Genomic DNA, 14,669 nt, shown 5'->3' on the forward strand with positions numbered 1-14,669 from the left:
ATTGGAAATCGTGTTGGGTTAATAGCCCTCACGGGTTCGAATCCCGTATCCTCCGCAGGTCAGAGGCCCGGAAGCGATCTCGCTTCCGGGCCTCTCGCATGTCCAGTCTCAGTTTTCGTCTCAGTAGGCCCCGTTAGGCCGGGTTCTGGCCGCACTGGTTACGCAGGGATGACCACTCCCGAAGTCGGGCCGTCGTCCTCGTCGTCGCCGGGCAGCAGCGCCTCGAACTGCTCCCGCAACTGCGGCGGGAGAGCTCCGGCCAGCTTCCGGATCGCCGCCACCTGGTTGGCGTCCAGCGCCCACTCCTCCTCAGGCGGTGGCGCCTCCTCCTCGGTCTCTGGGACGGGCCACACCAGGTCACCCACCTGGTCCGCGATCGCGGTCACGAGCTCGTGCGGCACGTGCATGTAGCGCTTGGCCATAGAGGCTTCCGACCAGCCCATGATTTCCATGACCGCAGGCAGCGGAACCTTCAACACCAGCAACATCGTCGCCGCGGTGTGGCGTGCGTCGTGCAACCGCGCGTTGCGCACGTTCGCTGCCCTGAGCAGTGCCTTCCAGGCGTCGTAGTCAACGGTCGGATGAACCGGGCGACCCCACCTGTTCGTGAAGACCCAATCGGCGTCGTCCCACTCGTTGCGCGCCTTCTCCCGCTCTGTCCGCTGGCGGGCGCGGTGCTCTTCGAGCGCTTCCACCACCGGGTGCGGAAGGCCCACGGTTCGCCGACCCGCCCTGGACTTCACATCGGTCACGACCACACCGCCGCTATGCCGGCGCGGGCAGTGAGCGCCGTAGCGGTGGTCGCACGGCTTGTCCTCTGAGCAACCGTGCTGCCAAACCTGCTGCTGAATCGCGCGCCGGATGACGAGCGTGCCGCTGCCGCGACGCTCGCCGCACTGCTCGGCTCGGCGACCCACCCGGCACGCGCTCCCCTTCCGGCATCCGTGCTTCCAGGTGATCGAGAGATCCGACCACTTCAACCCGAGTGCTTCACCCCTGCGCAGGCCAAGGGTCAGCGCGATGACAAAGCGAGCGCCGTTCCGCGTCTCCGCAGCTGCTGCGAGGATCCGGCGGGCTTCATCCACCGTGAACGGGACAATCTCCTCCTCGTCCACCCTGGGCGGCTTCGCGATATTGGCCGGGTTCTCGGTGATGTGACGTCGCTTCTTGGCCTCGTTCAGCGCGACCCGCACCGTCCGGTGCGCGAGGTGCGCTGTCGCGGCCTTGAGTCCATCGCGCTGCATCTTGGCGTAGAGCTTTTCGAGGTGTTCCGGCTGCAACCTGTCGATCCGGTGCTTGCCCACGCCGGGGATCAGATGCTTATACACCGAGGCGCGGTAGCCGACCATCGTGGTCGGCCGCACGGTGGGAGCGGCGATGTTCTCCACCCAGTGCGTAAGCCATTTCTCGACGGTCCAGGCGCGGCCAGGCTTCTGCACCTTGCCGCTGTCCCGCTCCCGTTCGAGCTTGCGAACCTTATTGAGGAGCTCTGTTTCGCTCTTCGCTGACCTGTGGCGACGGTCCTCACTGCCGTCGTCCTTGGTGCCCATCCAGACGCGGCCGTGCCAGTAGCCGTCTTTGCCCTTGTAGATGCTGCTCGCGCCGTTGGGCGCCCGGGTGCCTTCATCGCGGTTCTTACGCGGCATCGCGGTGTGCTCCTCGTAAAATTGCTGGTCAGGTTACGTAGGCTGGGTCAGCTAGTCAGGCGGCGCGCTGTTCAGAGGACAGGCGGTGGACGTAGTCCTCAATCGCTTCGGCTGCGATCCGGCGGGCTCTGCCAATCCGCACTGAGGCGATGTCGCCGGTCTTGATGAGCCGGAACATCGTGGTCCGACTCAACGAGAGTTGGTGAGCGGCCTGTTCGATCGTGAGCAGGACACGAGGCTGGCCGGTGATGTGCTGGTTCATTTCCGTTTGCCTCCTCAGGCGACCGGGCGTTGGAACGTCCGCCGCGCTCCCCCCGAGTTGGTAGCTCTTGCCGGGAATCGCGTGGCTACGTGGCGTGACCTTTCGGTCTCGCTGGTGGCGCTCGGGTTCGTGGTGGGTTTCGGGTGGTGTTCTCAGGGCTGGGAATCGGGGTTTTAAACCCGGAAACCCGGCGATGTAGGTGTGAGCTGGTGTTTTGTCGCCGGGTTTGGTCCGGGTTTGCGGGTTTGGAATCCCGAGATCGCCGGGTTTCTGGGTTTGGTGGTGATCTGGCCGGGTTTGAGTCCGGTGTTGTTCTGGTGGTGTTAGTGCTGGTCATCTTGGGGTTCTCCGGGTTTCCGGGTTTCCGGGTTTGGTTTCGGGGGTTACGGGGTTTCGGGTTGGCGTTGGACTCGGTAGGAGCGCGCGTTGGTCACTTCGTCGATCACGCTGCGTAGAACGACGTCGCCGCGCCAGCGGCCGATCTGGCCGGTGAGCTTTCTGCCCAGTGCTTTGACGCTGGGCAGGTCACCTCGGGCGGTGGTGGGGAAGCTCCCAACCCAGGGGTCTGTGCCCCAGCTGGGTTCGGCGCTGGCGCGCAGTTCGTTGGCGGTCAGCGGCTTTTCGCCGTGCAGGGCGTGCCAGCGCAGCAGGAACGCGCGCCATTCCGCGGCGTCGTCATCAAGGGCGCGGGAGGACTCGGCGTTGGCCAGGAACCCGCCGATGCCGTGGTGTTCGAGGAACCCGCCGATGTGCTGTGCCCAGCGGGTGAACTGGCGCATCTGCGGTACCTGGGTGGAGATCGGTGCACCGTGGGCGGTCCAGTCCAGGATCAGGGTGAGCACGTGCCGCAGGACGGTGGCCTGGTTGGCGGGGTCGAGGATCCAGCTGTCGAGGTTGGGGATGGTGAACCCGGCCCGCGCCTCGGGGCGGGGGCAGTCGGGATCGAGCCGTACCCATACGGTGCGGCTGGCCATGTCGCCGCCGACGCGCAGGTTGTTGCCGGTGGCCAGCCACAGCCGGTCGTTGGGGAACGTCGGCGTGGTGTTGGTGCCGAGCTTGCGGTCGGTCCAGGTCCGTTCGGTGACCAGCCGGGCCAGGACCGCGGAGTTGATGACCGCGCCCTCTTCGAGGTTGTCGAAGACCACGACGCCGACCTGGTCGGCCAACACCGAGGTGATGCCTTTGCGCAGCTCGTCTTCGGAGTCGGTCCAGGTCATCACCCGCTGCCCGACGAGCAGCCCGACGCAGCCGGACAGGATGGTCTTGCCGCTGCCGGGCATGGTCGCGTCGATCACCCCGAACGGCGAGAGCGCGCGGGTGAACGGCCGGATGATCGGAGTGATGAGCAAACCGAGGTAGTTCGCCCGGTCGGCCGGGCTGCGCCACGGGAAGTCGTGCAGGAAGCGCTCCAACATGAACTCCCGCGCCTCGGCGACCTGCTCGGCGCTGGGCCGCTCGGGGACGGGTTCGAGGTGGGTGCGGCTGGCGAGCAGGTATCCGGTGGCCGGGTCGTAGCCGGGCTCTTGCAGCAGCGTGCCGTCCGGCCGCAGGACCGGGGTCGAGATGATCCGCCGCAGCACCGGCAGGTCCGGCCACGAGCGCCGCGACAGCACAGCGTTGAGCACGTTGGTCGGTGGCGAGAACTCGACCTCGGTGGTGTTGCCCGCCTTGTCCATCTCCGGCTTGACGACGTGGGCGTGCTCTGCCAGCAGGCTGGCCAGCCCGGCCGCGCGCAGCTCGGAAGCGGCCAGTGGCAAGGCCACGTCGTCGTCACCGGCGGTCGGGTCACCGGCCCCGGAGATGGCCTCGACGACCACGGGCGAGCCGTCTTGGACGTAGGTGTCAGGCAGCAGCCGATTGCCGACCGCGTTGTAGAGCACGCGCATGGCATCGGGGTTGGTGCTGACCTTCACCTTCGGCCGCCCGTCGGGTCCCACTGGCCACAGCGATGGTCGCCCGGTGTTGGTGTGTGGTTCGCTCATGCCGCACCACCCAGACCCCGCAGCGAGTCCGGACCGTCAGCGGTGCCGCGTTCCCAGCCCTTGCGGGCGTTGCGGCGCGCGGCCGCGGCGTCGAGTGGCTTGCCGGTGCGTTCCCGGCGGCGAAGTGCTGCGGCGGTCAGCGCCTCGATCGCCTCGTCCTGTGTCCAGGGCGCGGTGTCGTGGGCGGCGAGGTTGGCCAGGCGGCGGGCGGAGGCATAGACGATGCGCCACCGCTCTCCCGGCTCGGTTTCGACCTTGCCCAGCTCGCCGGACCACACCTGCTGCCAGTAGCCGGGCGCGTGACCGCCGTTTCCGAACAGCGACGGGCTGGGTGCCGGCATGGGCGCGGCTGGGCGCGGTGGCGGGGCGAGCCGGGCCTGCAGCCAGCCCGGCAGCGGCGCGATCTCCACCCCGGTTAGCCGGGTGTAGGCCCCGGCCCGGTCTTCAGGTGGCGCGGTGATCTCGCAGCCGGGAGCGACGACGTAGCCGCCCTCAGCGCGGATGTCGATCTGATGGCCCACCTTGCCGCTGGCGTCACTGACCACCCGCTGATCGGTGGCGGTGAAGTAGAGGTGCCGTCCGTCCGAGGGGGTGGCGACGGTGAGGGTGTCCGGCCACGCCTGCCCCTCGGCGGCGGTGATCGCCTCGAACGCGGCCAGCCCGTCGCTCACCCGGACATCCACCCCCGGCCCCGCTGGTTCGGGCGCCTTGGCCTTGCAGTCGAGGTCGAGCACGACCAGGCCGGAGGGGCCGGTGGCGATGCCGACGTTGGCGTTGGCCGTCCAGGACCACCAGCGCCGGATCTGGACCGGGTCGAGGGTGGCGGCCTTGTAGCCGTGGCAGGGGCGGTTGCGGGTCAGACACTTGCACTCATCCGGGATGCAGCGGCCGTCGCGGCAGAGCGGGCAGTTGCCAAACGGACGCTTCGAACCCGGGCGCAGCGGGAACACGTGCATGCCGTGTTCCGCGAGCCACGAGGCGATGCGCAAGGGCGTCGTCAGGGAGGTCATGCGGCTGCTCCTGTGAATGAGATGGGGGGTTAGATCCGGGGTTAGTTCGCCCGGGGCGAGTTAGATCCGTAACTCGCTGGGTTAACCCCGCTTGAGCTGGGAAAATTAGGGAAGTTAGGGGAGTTAGCCCCCGCCCGGGCGGCCCGTCAGAGCCCTGCTGGGCGGTTGTTCGCCCGGGGTGCGGGGGCTAACTAGTCCTCATCGGTGTCGTCGTCGGAGACGGCGCTCTGGGCGGCGAGCACGCGGTCGCGCTTGACCGGCCAGGTGTTGCCGGTGGAGGGCACGGTCACGCCGCACTCGCCCAGCGCCTCGACCAGGTCCGCGCGCTTCCAGGACCGGTAGCGCGCCGAGCGGGCACTGAGCGCGGAAGCGACTTCCGCGCCGCGGGATTCCTCGGCATCGCCCATGACGTCCAGCACGTCTTCGAGCAGGTCGGGCTCGTCGTCGGGTTCGTCGGCCTGGACTGCACCGCCCCGGATTTCCAGCGCCCGTTGGGCGATCGCGGTCAGCGCCTGCACATCGAGGTAGTAGGTGCGCAGTACGGTGCCGTCTTCGGTGGTGAATCCCCCTGGTGATCGCAGTGCCGACGTCGTTGAGCTCGCCGGTTTCCGGGTTGGCGGGCTTGAGGCCGAGAGCGGAGATGCCGTTCTCGTGGGCCTTGTCGCCCAGGACGACGTTGTTGCGGGTCTTGTCGCCGATGGCGAAGCAGGCCAGGTTGCTGGTGACGGCCACGAGGTCACGCGGCAGCGACTGGTCGGAGGGCACCGGGGTGACAAAGATGCAGGTGATGCCGTACTTGCGGGCTGCGGAGAAGAACCGGACCATGCCGTTGACCACCGCGCGGCGGTCTTCGGGCTTGTCCTGCCGGAAGTAGGACTGGCACTCGTCGATGACCACGATGCGCGGACGCAGCCCGGGTTCCTTGGCGGCCAGCTCGCGGCTGACCTTGCGCGCGCCGTGCTTTTGCAGCAGCTTGCCGCGCTTGGCCAGGTCGGCGTGCAGGTCGGCGATGTGGTCCTGGCAGGCAGCAACGTTGTCCTCGGTGTCGCCCATGACGAACCGGTTGAACACCGGCCTGAGCGGGTCGTAGTCGGCGTTGTCAGCGAAGACGAACACGTCGATGTCCACCAGCGGATCCAGCGCGGCGGCACCCACCAGGTTCAGGACCAGCGTGGACTTGCCCGATCCCATGGTTCCGCTGGCCACGTAGTTGCGTTCGAAGGTGTAGCCGGTGATCTCGGTGCCGCGCGGAGACACACCGACCGGGAAGCCCTTGAAGTAGTCGGCCTCACCGCCGTGCAGCAGCGGATGGGCCGGGGCGGGTTTGCGCAGCTCACCACGGTCGAGGCGGAACAGGTCCAGGACCTGCGGGTCGTCGTCGTTCTTGTTCAACCACAGCTCAGCGGGCAGGCACCCGAGGTTGTGCGCCAGCGACACCTTGGCCTTCTGGATCTTTTCCACCGGGGCGTTCATCGGCATCCGCAGGCTGGCGGCCATGCCGTTGCCGTCCTTGTGCGGGAACTCCACCCACGCGTTGTCGGTCTCGCGGTTGGGCCAGCCGTCCTTGCTCGCGGCGTTAAGCGCGGGGACACCGATGTGTGCCAGGGCGGCGACCAGCGCGTTTTCGTCGAACGGGAACTCGGTCGCGCTCGCGCCGCGGCGCAGGTTCGCCGGAAGGGCCTGCTCGCCGAGCTTCTTGCCGTCGCGCCACCGCCGGGACAGCCACAGGGCGGTCACGGTCATCATCGCCGCAGGTCCGAGTATCGACCAGTTCAGCACCGACCACTGCACGGCCCGGAACAGGCCGGTGATGACCATGCCGAGCAGGTACAGCACGTCCAGGGCGTTCCACTGCCCCAGCCAGTCGCCCATGCCGTTGATCAGGCCGACAACGACCGCGATACCGACGATCACGCAGATGGCCACCGCGGCCTTTTTGACCATCTCCCAGCACAGGTCAAGCCGGGCTTTGGCGGTCTCGATGGCCGAGAGCTTGTCGGCGGACATGCGCGCCGAGATCTCCTTGACGGTGGCGTAGTCGCCAGCGGAAGCCGCCGCGGCGCGCGCCGTCTTCAGGTCAGCCTGCTTCTTCTCGGCCTTGCGCTGCTGGCGTGCCGATTCCATGCCCTTGGCCACGATGAACGCGTGGCGCTTGGTGACCCGAACCGTGTTCTGCCCAGCGGTTTTGGCCTTCTCCTTCAACTCAGGCGAAAGCAGCGGACGGCGTTCCCGCTGCGCGGGAAGGGTGTCCGGCCGGGACTCGACCTCAGAGCCCGCGGTCTCGTTGGCGATGGCGTCGGTGTGGTCGATGCGCTCAGCGACCGCGTGCACCGTGGTGCTCTCGGTGTCGCGGTGAGGGAACCGGATCACCTCAGCCATGGCGTTTTCCTCGTGCGGCATCATCAGAATTCACCTCGTGGCGGTGCGGAAGGGGCGGAAAAAGGGATGGCTCGGCCCCGCCCCGGTGCCTGGCAGGCAGGCGGGGCCGATGTGGTCGATGTCAGGGGTGGGCGATCAGGCGGCGTGTTCGCGCCACTCGGCGACGAACTCGCGGGCGTTCTCCCAGCGGGTGTTCAGGCGCTTGGCGATCGCGTTGACCTTCTCGGTGGCCGGGTCCAGGTCGCCGGTGGTGACCAGCTGCCAGAACTCCTCGCGCGCCCGGGTCTTGGAGCCGTAGCGGGCGGGATTCTCCGGCTTCCCCGGAGAGGTCTCCCCGGCCTTCTCCCGATGCAGGTCAGAGCCCGTGGAGAACCCGGTTTCGTCTCGCGTCTCGGTGGGGGTGGTGAGGCGGTTTTCGGCGGCGGCGACCTCGCCGACGAACGCGGCGGTGAGTCGGGTCGAGACCGCCGGAACCAGTGCCATGGAGATCAGCAGGCCGAGCGGGACGAACAGCCACACCAGCGGGCCGATGTCGGAGGCGGGGTCGGGGCCGATGTAGTGGATGCCGATCTGCAACACGACGGTGGCGAAGAACAGCAGCAGCTCCATGAGGAAGAACCCGTTGGCCGCGGCGGCCTTCAGCTTCGCTCCGATGCCGTGGGCCTGGCCTGCCTGCTTGAGCGAGTGCAGCGCGCTGGGCACCGCACCGAGCCACTGGGCCACCAGGATCACCAGCACGCCGACGCTGAACATGGGCTCGATCAGCCAGTTCACTAGCCGGGTGTCCGGTGAGATCACGTTCAGGCGGCTCCCGGCGTTGAGCGTGCCCAGCACGACCGAGGCCAGGCCGGGCAGCAGGGCGGCCAGCGGCAGCCAGGTCCGCAGCCGGTTGAGCAGCACCAGGCGGTACGACGGGTCAGTCGCGCGCTGCTGGCGCTCCTTGGCCTCGGCGATGCGCTCCTGGGCCTGGCGGTGGCGCGTGCGCATGGCCTGCTCGTGCTTGGCGGCTTCCTGCTCTTCGGCGAGGTCGGCGGTGAGCATGTCGTGCTCGTGGCCGCGGCGGGCTTCCCGCCGCTGACGGCCCAGTGCCCGGGCCTCGGCCAGCTCGTCTTCGGTCATGGCCTCGATGAGCACGTCGTCGTCCTGCATCGACACGACTCGGTCGGCCACCCGCCGGATCGCCGCCAACCGGTCCGGGTTCGGGATCGCCGCACGGGTGACATGCCGACCGGTGCCGGTGGTCCAGATGTCGCTCTTGGCGGCCTCGTCGTAGTCGCCCGGGCTCACGTCGGCCAGCGGGGTGATCCCGGCCGGGTCGGTTTCCAGCTGGTTCTCGGCGGTCCAGTGATACGACTGCATCCCGCTGCCCTCTCCTGTGTCGTTGCTGGTCAGGTAGGCGTCGATCACGTCGCCGCCACTGGGTCGCGTGGTCATGCCGTCACCACCTTTCGGGCACGCAGTCGAGGTGCCGGCACGGCGTAGCCGAGGCGCTCGATGCCCACCATCAGCACGCGCAGCACCGCGATCAGCAGGAATCCGGCCAGCGCCACCGTGCGGACCAAGCCGCTCCCAATGGCCAGCAGGCCGATCAACACGGCGGGCAACACGGCCCGCCAGGTGACAACCAGGGCAGCGACGGCGAGCACACCGGCCGCAGCGGCCAGCAGCAGCACGCCACGCGCACCGAGGTTGAGCAGGTTCTCTAGCATCGGAAGTCCCTTCCGGATTTCTTGGATCGGGTGGGGAACCCGGCCCAGCAGGCGTTCTTGGCGGAGTGACTGCTGGGCCGGGGCGGAACTACTTCCCGGTCTTCAGTGCCTCGCAGGTCGGGCAGTCGGGTCCGGTGCGGGGCAGGTACCAGAAGTCGGACTCGCCCTTGCCGCTCGGGATCTTCTGGCCGCACAGGGTGATCATCGAGCCGTCCCACCAGGACTTCTTGACGATCGTGTGCCAGGGATTGCTCTTGCCCATTTCCGGTGTCCTTCCTGTTCAGAGGGTGGTGATCAGGGCTGCGGCGAACAGCCACAACCAGTGCCAGGACTGGTCCAGGACGTAGGCCCCGGTGCCCAAGCTCGGGTTGTCGTCGTGGCCGGTGCGGGGTGCACCAAGCCGGTAGAAGCCGCCGTTGCCGGTGATCTCGGCGAGTCGGGCGAGGGTGTGGCGTCGGTCGGCCCAGTAGTGCGTCACTGCACTGACCAGCTGGCCCGCGACGAACGCCGCTGGGTGGATGGGCAGGTCGAGCACGGCCCACACCACGCCAACCGCACCGGCGGTGGTGGCGGTGTAGCTGGCCACGTGCTTGAAACAGGCCCAGCGCCCGGACCAGTCCGGAATCCCCTTCGTGGCAGCCTGGTGCGAGGTCTGCACCCAGTGATCGGCCACGTTGTGCGCGACCAGCAGCGTCGGGAGCACGACCGCGAACACCAGCGCGGCAACGAGGTTGAGCGCCATGTCTACGTCCTTCCCCGCTCAGGCAGCCAGCTGCATGGAGTAGGACTCGGTGAGCTCGGTGGCCCGGTCGATCAGGCCGTGCAGCTCGATCAGCTGCTGGTTGATCTGCCGGTAGTAGCCCGCGGCCTCGACCAAGCTCTGCGACTCGTCGCTGACCTGCGAGATCAGCTCGGCGTTGCCCTCGGAGTCCAACGTGGCCTGCCGGAGCGCACCCCGGATGTACTCGGCCTTCTCCATCGACTGGGCCAGCTGGGCGCGGGCCTGCTCGGTGAGCGACATTCCTGAACCTCCTGCGGTAGCGGCCCTCTCGGACCAGCGTTTGATCCTGTTTTCCTTCTCTTGCTGCTCCCGCCACTCCCTCTCGCTGCGGACCAGATCGGGAGCCGTACGTACGTCGGCGGCGGAAGGGGTTTCCTCGTAGCGCAGGTAGGAGCCGTATCCGTGCTTGACCAGCAGCACCCGCGCGAAGTGCGTCACCAGGACCAGGAAGTCCTGTCGGCCGAACATGCCCTTGGCCCACCACATCGGGTCGCCGCGGTTCTCGTCGGCTCCTGTGATGACCTCGCCGCAGAATCGCTCGGTGGGAATGCAGCGAGTGCGGACCTCGAAGTGGCCGTTCTGCTCGTAGCGGCGCACGACCTCCGACGGGTGGTGGTCACCGAAGATGTCCAGCACCGTGCCGTTGGGCGTCTTCACCGCCGTATGGGCCGGAGCCCAACTGCCCTCGGCCGACCGGTAGTCGTAGGTGATGAGCTCGAACCCGGTCAGGGAGTGGATCGCCCCGGCCAGCCAGTGGCAGTAGCCGCGACCGAAGAACGCCTCGGCGTCGTAGTCGATGTCCCCAGAGGTGAGGGTGAAGAACTTCCGGCCCTCCGGAGTCGGGTTCTCCAACTGGAGATCCATCGATCCCCGGAACCGGCCCCGAAACTCCCTAGGAACCATCGCCTGGTAAGCGTCCATCGCCGCCACCCCGCCCTAACTGCGCGGAGCGCGGACTCGACCGGACACGGTCTTGGTGTGGCACTGCACGCGAGCCCCGTCGGCGGCGGTCACCTCGATCGACCCGGAGACGGTCTTGACCTGCACTCGCGAGTCACCGGCCGCGTGGACGTCCACCGAACCCGACACGGTCTTGGCCTGCGTCGAGCCCGTCAGCCGCAGCACCCGGATCGCCCCAGAGACCGTCTTGACCGCGACGTCGGCGGACTCGCCGACCCGGACGGCACCGGAAATGGTGTGGACCGAGACCTGCTCGACCGCGCCGACCTCGACCGCGCCGGACTTCGACTGCGCCTCGACCTCGCGCAGCCCGTCACCGGCCCGCACGCTCGCCGACAGCGTGTCCGTGCAGAGCACCGACCGCATCGGAACCCGAGCGACCACCCGGACCGCGCCACCGGTCGTGACCTGCTGAACGACAGCGCCACCGCTGACGACGGGGCCGTTGAACACCGTGACGCTGCCGCTACCGGCGAACACCGCCGTGACCGTGCCCGCCGCTCCCGGACCGAACGTCGTGCTCCCGATGTGCACCGGCTCCGGGTACGGAACCCGCACCTCGAGCACCTCGCCGCGGCTGGAACCCTCCACCCGAGCGATCAGGTCCTCGGCGACCTCGTCACCAGCAACAACCGGAGCCAGCTCGACAACCGCGTCCTCACGGTCCTCCGCGATGACCTCGACCTCACCAGCCGCCAGCCCCAGCACCAACGACACCGGACCCGAATCCGAATGCGTCAACCGCTTCATCACGCCGCCTCCTGATCCTGCGAAGCCAGGCGACGCTCGGCGCGGATCTTGCGACGCCGCCCCTCGGTCATGCCGCCCCAGATGCCCCACTCGCCGTCGCGCACCGCCAGCTCCAAGCAGGCGTCCCGCACCGGGCAGCGCTCGCAGATCTCGATCGCCTGCCGCGCAAGGTCGACACGACCCGGCTCCGGGAAAAAGACCTCCGGGTCGGTTTCCGCGCACTCCGGAGCTACACCCAAGTCAGCGCCCGGCAGGTTGGTCAGCAGCTTGTACAGCGCGTCGTGCCGGTTAATCCGCTGTTGCATGGTCATGCGATCACCCCCTCGTCGGCACCCAAGGCGCAATTGCCGAGGTAGGCGTTCAGCGCCGAGCCGGGAATCCGGACCGCGCCCTTGCCGTTGCCGATCTTCAGCGCCTTGAGCGCGCCAGAGTCGATCGCGCGATAGATGGTGTTCACGGATACATCGAGCGCTTCGGCCACTGCCTTCACGCGGTACATCCGGCTACCCTCAAACTGCATCTTCGGTCTCCAAACTGAGATGCCCTGCCCTGGTCGGTGTGCCCGCACTGACCAGGGCCTTTTTGTTGTCCGGCCGAGTGCTTGAGAACCCTGCAACAACCGGCATGACTGGAACGTTAGACAACATAGTCAACCTAGTCAAGGCTATCTCTTCTAAGTCGCCTATCTGGACTACGCCGGTACGCTCTCTGACATGGGAAAAGTTGACCCCGATAGCCCCCGGGCCCCCTACCAACAGGTCGCCGACTACCTCCGTGCGGCGATCCACGACGGCACGCTTGGGCCAGGTCAACGCCTGCCCAAGCAGGCCGAACTGGTTGCCGAGTACGGCGTTTCCCTTGGCACCGTGAAAAGCGCGCTCGCAGTGCTCCGCGATGAACGACTGATCGTCAGCAGGCAGGGCGAGGGCACATGGGTCCGCCGAGAAGGTCTCGACGGACCCGCCGAAACCGCGCCGGGATCGGACGATGCTCGCGACATGCTCATCGAGGTTGTGCAGCGCCTCGACGCGATCACCGAGCGGCTGGCCCGCATCGAGCAACGGCTGCCGCACAGCTGAGCACCTCACTGTCCGACCTGCCGAAAGAACGACACCAGGCCCTCGACCGTCCCGCCGATCAGCTCAAAGCCACCCCGTGCAATCGCCGCGGCATCGGTGGGGTGCTTAACCACCAGCACGATCAGTGCGATGACGACCAGCGACCACATCAACTTCGCCAGCACGCCGCCGCCCGCCTTTGGCATCACCGGCATCGAGTTTTTCGCCATCTCCGGCCCCTCCTCATGTGTCCCGTTTGGCTGTGACACCACGATCGCCGGAACAAAGGGGCTGGTGACAGTGTTGGGACAGGTGTTACGAGAGGGACGAGGGTGATAAACGTGCATCACCTTGTGACACCCCCGGTGGCGCTTCTCCCGATGCCACACTGGTGAGGCGGGCACACCACCGAGGAGGCCGGATGAGCGAGGATCTGCCGAACTGGGCGCGACGCATCCGCTCGATGCGCGAGGCGCGCGGATGGACCCAACTTGAGGCCGCACAGCAGATGCGGGCGCACTCCGATCAGGAACTTCCGGAAACCGATCATCTTCTTCGCCGTTGGAAGGCGTGGGAGCGCGGCGAAAACAAGCCCGGGAGCTTTTATTCGTCTGTGATCGCCGCGACGCTCGGTACTGTCACCGCTTCGCTATTTCCGCCACCGCAGCGGGCGAGCGAGGGCCTTGAACTGGTTACCGCCACGGGCATGAGCACGCTCGACATCATGAGTCGCCTGTCGGCATCGGACGTCAACGAAGCCACCCTGCAAGCTGTCCGGATCACTGTGGACAAATTGTGTTCCGAGTACGCGCGGATCGCCCCTCAGGAACTGATTCGCGAAGGCCAGCAGTGGCTACGCCGTCTAGTCGAGATGCAAGAACAGCGCCTCAATTTCAGCCAACGCCGCGAAACTCTCGAACTGGCTGGTTGGCTGGCGCTGTTGGTCGGTTGTCTCGAATACGACCTCGGGCAACGGCATGCAGCCGAGGCGACTCGACGGTCCGCGCTGAGCCTGGGCCAAGAGGTTGGAAGCTCGGGAATCCTGGGCTGGGCGCACGAAATGCGCGCCTGGTTCGCTCTCACTTCGGGCGACTACCGAGGCGTCGTTGCGGCAGCCGACGCGGGAATAGCCGCATCGGGCAATCACAGTGTGTCGGTCCAACTCGTTGCCCAGAAGGCAAAAGCGCTTGCCCGCATGGGGCGAGGCGACGAGATGCTGAAGACCCTTGAACACGGTCGCGTGCTCCTTGATGGCATGCCGTACCCCGACAACGTCGAAAACCACTTCATGGTGGACCCGTCGAAGTACGACTTCTACGCCATGGACTGCTACCGCCAGGTCGGCGAGAACCGCTTGGCACGTGAGCTGTCCGAGGAAGTGATCCGAGCCAGCACCGATTTCCAGGGCAACGAACGGTGGCCTATGCGGATCGCGGAAGCACAAGTCACGCTCGGCGTTGTGGCGGCCCGGGAAGGCAACCTCGACGAGGCAATCGGCTACGGTCGACGCGCGCTCGACGGCGACCGAAAGTCGCTCCCGTCCCTCGCAATGCACTCACAAGACCTGGCCCAGGTCCTCAAGGACCAGTACGACGGCGAGCCTGAAGCGGATGCCTACCTAGAGCAGCTGCGCGGCATCCAGCGAGCGTGATTGGCGCGGGTTGTCACGACCACGAGAGGCCGCCCCTAAGCCCTAGAACGCTGGTCACCCAAGACATGAACATCTAGCGACCCCTCTAGACCTAGAGACGCGATGCTCTAGACCTAGAGGGGTCGTCTTCTGCCGTGTGGGCCGCGCTGAACGGCCCGCTCTGGTCAGATCGCGGTTCGCGGCTACCTCGGCGAGCCTCGTCAGCGGCGCTCTCACGGAGCCCTGAGAACGCAGCTGACGCCACAAACACAGGATGCGCGACTGACCCCCTCGCCCGGACGGTCGCGCATCTAGATCCGCGTCGTTGGTTCGTCTCAGTTCTCGTCTCAGTACGCGCACGGATCAAGCCACACCTGATGTTGCCGTAGTGCCACTGACCAGGCAAAAGGCACGTTCAGCTACCCCCTGGCACTCGCGCCATCGGAATTGGAAATCGTGTTGGGTTAATAGCCCTCACGGGTTCGAATCCCGTATCCTCCGC

Annotated in this window: 16 protein-coding genes; 2 read left to right on the forward strand and 14 right to left on the reverse strand. The window is 67.1% G+C overall.

Annotated elements, in window-relative coordinates; genetic code table 11:
- Positions 1-158 precede the first annotated feature (158 nt).
- The 13 genes from KBO27_RS33225 to KBO27_RS33285 all read right to left on the reverse strand — a co-directional run bounded on the left by KBO27_RS33225 (position 159) and on the right by KBO27_RS33285 (position 11,978).
- Positions 159-1,646 carry a tyrosine-type recombinase/integrase gene (locus tag KBO27_RS33225; RefSeq protein WP_227997810.1) on the reverse strand — a complete coding sequence of 496 codons (1,488 nt, stop codon included), beginning with the start codon at positions 1,644-1,646 and terminating at the stop codon, positions 159-161.
- 55 nt (positions 1,647-1,701) lie between these two features.
- Complete coding sequence (locus tag KBO27_RS33230; RefSeq protein WP_173284253.1) at positions 1,702-1,908, reverse strand: helix-turn-helix domain-containing protein; 207 nt, start codon at positions 1,906-1,908, stop codon at positions 1,702-1,704.
- A 383-nt stretch (positions 1,909-2,291) separates the two neighbouring features.
- Entirely contained in the window at positions 2,292-3,890 is a 1,599-nt protein-coding gene (locus KBO27_RS33235; RefSeq protein WP_210973813.1) for a hypothetical protein, read from the reverse strand.
- Positions 3,887-4,900, reverse strand: coding sequence for a bifunctional DNA primase/polymerase (locus tag KBO27_RS33240; RefSeq protein ID WP_227997807.1), 1,014 nt, complete (start codon positions 4,898-4,900; stop codon positions 3,887-3,889). The genes KBO27_RS33235 and KBO27_RS33240 overlap by 4 nt, the downstream gene beginning before the upstream one ends.
- 198 nt (positions 4,901-5,098) lie before the next feature.
- On the reverse strand, positions 5,099-7,279 hold the full coding sequence (locus KBO27_RS33245) for a zonular occludens toxin domain-containing protein (protein WP_210973814.1): 2,181 nt from the start codon (positions 7,277-7,279) through the stop codon (positions 5,099-5,101).
- Between the two features lie 135 nt (positions 7,280-7,414).
- A complete protein-coding gene (locus tag KBO27_RS33250; RefSeq protein WP_173284249.1) occupies positions 7,415-8,713 on the reverse strand; it encodes a hypothetical protein in 1,299 nt (432 codons plus the stop codon).
- The gene (locus KBO27_RS33255; RefSeq protein WP_173284247.1) at positions 8,710-8,988 is read right to left on the reverse strand and encodes a hypothetical protein; all 279 of its coding nucleotides are present in this window, start codon (positions 8,986-8,988) and stop codon (positions 8,710-8,712) included. The genes KBO27_RS33250 and KBO27_RS33255 overlap by 4 nt, the downstream gene beginning before the upstream one ends.
- A gap of 88 nt (positions 8,989-9,076) precedes the next feature.
- The gene (locus tag KBO27_RS33260) at positions 9,077-9,250 is read right to left on the reverse strand and encodes a hypothetical protein (RefSeq protein WP_173284245.1); all 174 of its coding nucleotides are present in this window, start codon (positions 9,248-9,250) and stop codon (positions 9,077-9,079) included.
- Positions 9,251-9,268: 18 nt separating this feature from the next.
- On the reverse strand, positions 9,269-9,730 hold the full coding sequence (locus tag KBO27_RS33265) for a DUF3307 domain-containing protein (protein WP_173284243.1): 462 nt from the start codon (positions 9,728-9,730) through the stop codon (positions 9,269-9,271).
- 18 nt (positions 9,731-9,748) lie between these two features.
- Positions 9,749-10,633, reverse strand: coding sequence for a hypothetical protein (locus KBO27_RS33270; protein WP_173284241.1), 885 nt, complete (start codon positions 10,631-10,633; stop codon positions 9,749-9,751).
- A 72-nt stretch (positions 10,634-10,705) separates the two neighbouring features.
- The gene (locus tag KBO27_RS33275) at positions 10,706-11,479 is read right to left on the reverse strand and encodes a DUF4097 family beta strand repeat-containing protein (protein WP_246538828.1); all 774 of its coding nucleotides are present in this window, start codon (positions 11,477-11,479) and stop codon (positions 10,706-10,708) included.
- A complete protein-coding gene (locus tag KBO27_RS33280) occupies positions 11,479-11,790 on the reverse strand; it encodes a WhiB family transcriptional regulator (protein ID WP_173284237.1) in 312 nt (103 codons plus the stop codon). Before KBO27_RS33280 ends, KBO27_RS33275 begins: the two co-directional genes overlap by 1 nt.
- Positions 11,787-11,978 (reverse strand): helix-turn-helix domain-containing protein, encoded by a 192-nt coding sequence (locus KBO27_RS33285; protein WP_173284255.1) that lies wholly within the window; start codon positions 11,976-11,978, stop codon positions 11,787-11,789. Before KBO27_RS33285 ends, KBO27_RS33280 begins: the two co-directional genes overlap by 4 nt.
- Before the next feature lie 214 nt (positions 11,979-12,192).
- Between KBO27_RS33285 and KBO27_RS33290 the strand changes: the two genes are divergently transcribed.
- Positions 12,193-12,558, forward strand: coding sequence for a GntR family transcriptional regulator (locus KBO27_RS33290; RefSeq protein WP_173284235.1), 366 nt, complete (start codon positions 12,193-12,195; stop codon positions 12,556-12,558).
- Positions 12,559-12,563: 5 nt separating this feature from the next.
- On the opposite strand, the gene KBO27_RS33295 is transcribed toward KBO27_RS33290, so the two are convergent.
- On the reverse strand, positions 12,564-12,767 hold the full coding sequence (locus tag KBO27_RS33295) for a hypothetical protein (RefSeq protein ID WP_173284233.1): 204 nt from the start codon (positions 12,765-12,767) through the stop codon (positions 12,564-12,566).
- Positions 12,768-12,958: 191 nt separating this feature from the next.
- Between KBO27_RS33295 and KBO27_RS33300 the strand changes: the two genes are divergently transcribed.
- Complete coding sequence (locus KBO27_RS33300; protein ID WP_173284231.1) at positions 12,959-14,188, forward strand: helix-turn-helix domain-containing protein; 1,230 nt, start codon at positions 12,959-12,961, stop codon at positions 14,186-14,188.
- Positions 14,189-14,669 lie beyond the last annotated feature (481 nt).

This window comes from Saccharopolyspora endophytica (assembly GCF_018070075.1).
GTDB classification, from domain to species: Bacteria; Actinomycetota; Actinomycetes; order Mycobacteriales; family Pseudonocardiaceae; genus Saccharopolyspora; species Saccharopolyspora endophytica.

Bases quoted from the DNA above. Each gene is read 5' to 3' on its own strand.
- KBO27_RS33225 (WP_227997810.1), bottom strand. From the start codon at position 1,646: ATGCCGCGTAAGAACCGCGATGAAGGCACCCGGGCGCCCAACGGCGCG.
- KBO27_RS33230 (WP_173284253.1), bottom strand. From the start codon at position 1,908: ATGAACCAGCACATCACCGGCCAGCCTCGTGTCCTGCTCACGATCGAA.
- KBO27_RS33235 (WP_210973813.1), bottom strand. From the start codon at position 3,890: ATGAGCGAACCACACACCAACACCGGGCGACCATCGCTGTGGCCAGTG.
- KBO27_RS33240 (WP_227997807.1), bottom strand. From the start codon at position 4,900: ATGACCTCCCTGACGACGCCCTTGCGCATCGCCTCGTGGCTCGCGGAA.
- KBO27_RS33245 (WP_210973814.1), bottom strand. From the start codon at position 7,279: ATGGCTGAGGTGATCCGGTTCCCTCACCGCGACACCGAGAGCACCACG.
- KBO27_RS33250 (WP_173284249.1), bottom strand. From the start codon at position 8,713: ATGACCACGCGACCCAGTGGCGGCGACGTGATCGACGCCTACCTGACC.
- KBO27_RS33255 (WP_173284247.1), bottom strand. From the start codon at position 8,988: ATGCTAGAGAACCTGCTCAACCTCGGTGCGCGTGGCGTGCTGCTGCTG.
- KBO27_RS33260 (WP_173284245.1), bottom strand. From the start codon at position 9,250: ATGGGCAAGAGCAATCCCTGGCACACGATCGTCAAGAAGTCCTGGTGG.
- KBO27_RS33265 (WP_173284243.1), bottom strand. From the start codon at position 9,730: ATGGCGCTCAACCTCGTTGCCGCGCTGGTGTTCGCGGTCGTGCTCCCG.
- KBO27_RS33270 (WP_173284241.1), bottom strand. From the start codon at position 10,633: ATGGATCTCCAGTTGGAGAACCCGACTCCGGAGGGCCGGAAGTTCTTC.
- KBO27_RS33275 (WP_246538828.1), bottom strand. From the start codon at position 11,479: ATGAAGCGGTTGACGCATTCGGATTCGGGTCCGGTGTCGTTGGTGCTG.
- KBO27_RS33280 (WP_173284237.1), bottom strand. From the start codon at position 11,790: ATGACCATGCAACAGCGGATTAACCGGCACGACGCGCTGTACAAGCTG.
- KBO27_RS33285 (WP_173284255.1), bottom strand. From the start codon at position 11,978: ATGTACCGCGTGAAGGCAGTGGCCGAAGCGCTCGATGTATCCGTGAAC.
- KBO27_RS33290 (WP_173284235.1), top strand. From the start codon at position 12,193: ATGGGAAAAGTTGACCCCGATAGCCCCCGGGCCCCCTACCAACAGGTC.
- KBO27_RS33295 (WP_173284233.1), bottom strand. From the start codon at position 12,767: ATGGCGAAAAACTCGATGCCGGTGATGCCAAAGGCGGGCGGCGGCGTG.
- KBO27_RS33300 (WP_173284231.1), top strand. From the start codon at position 12,959: ATGAGCGAGGATCTGCCGAACTGGGCGCGACGCATCCGCTCGATGCGC.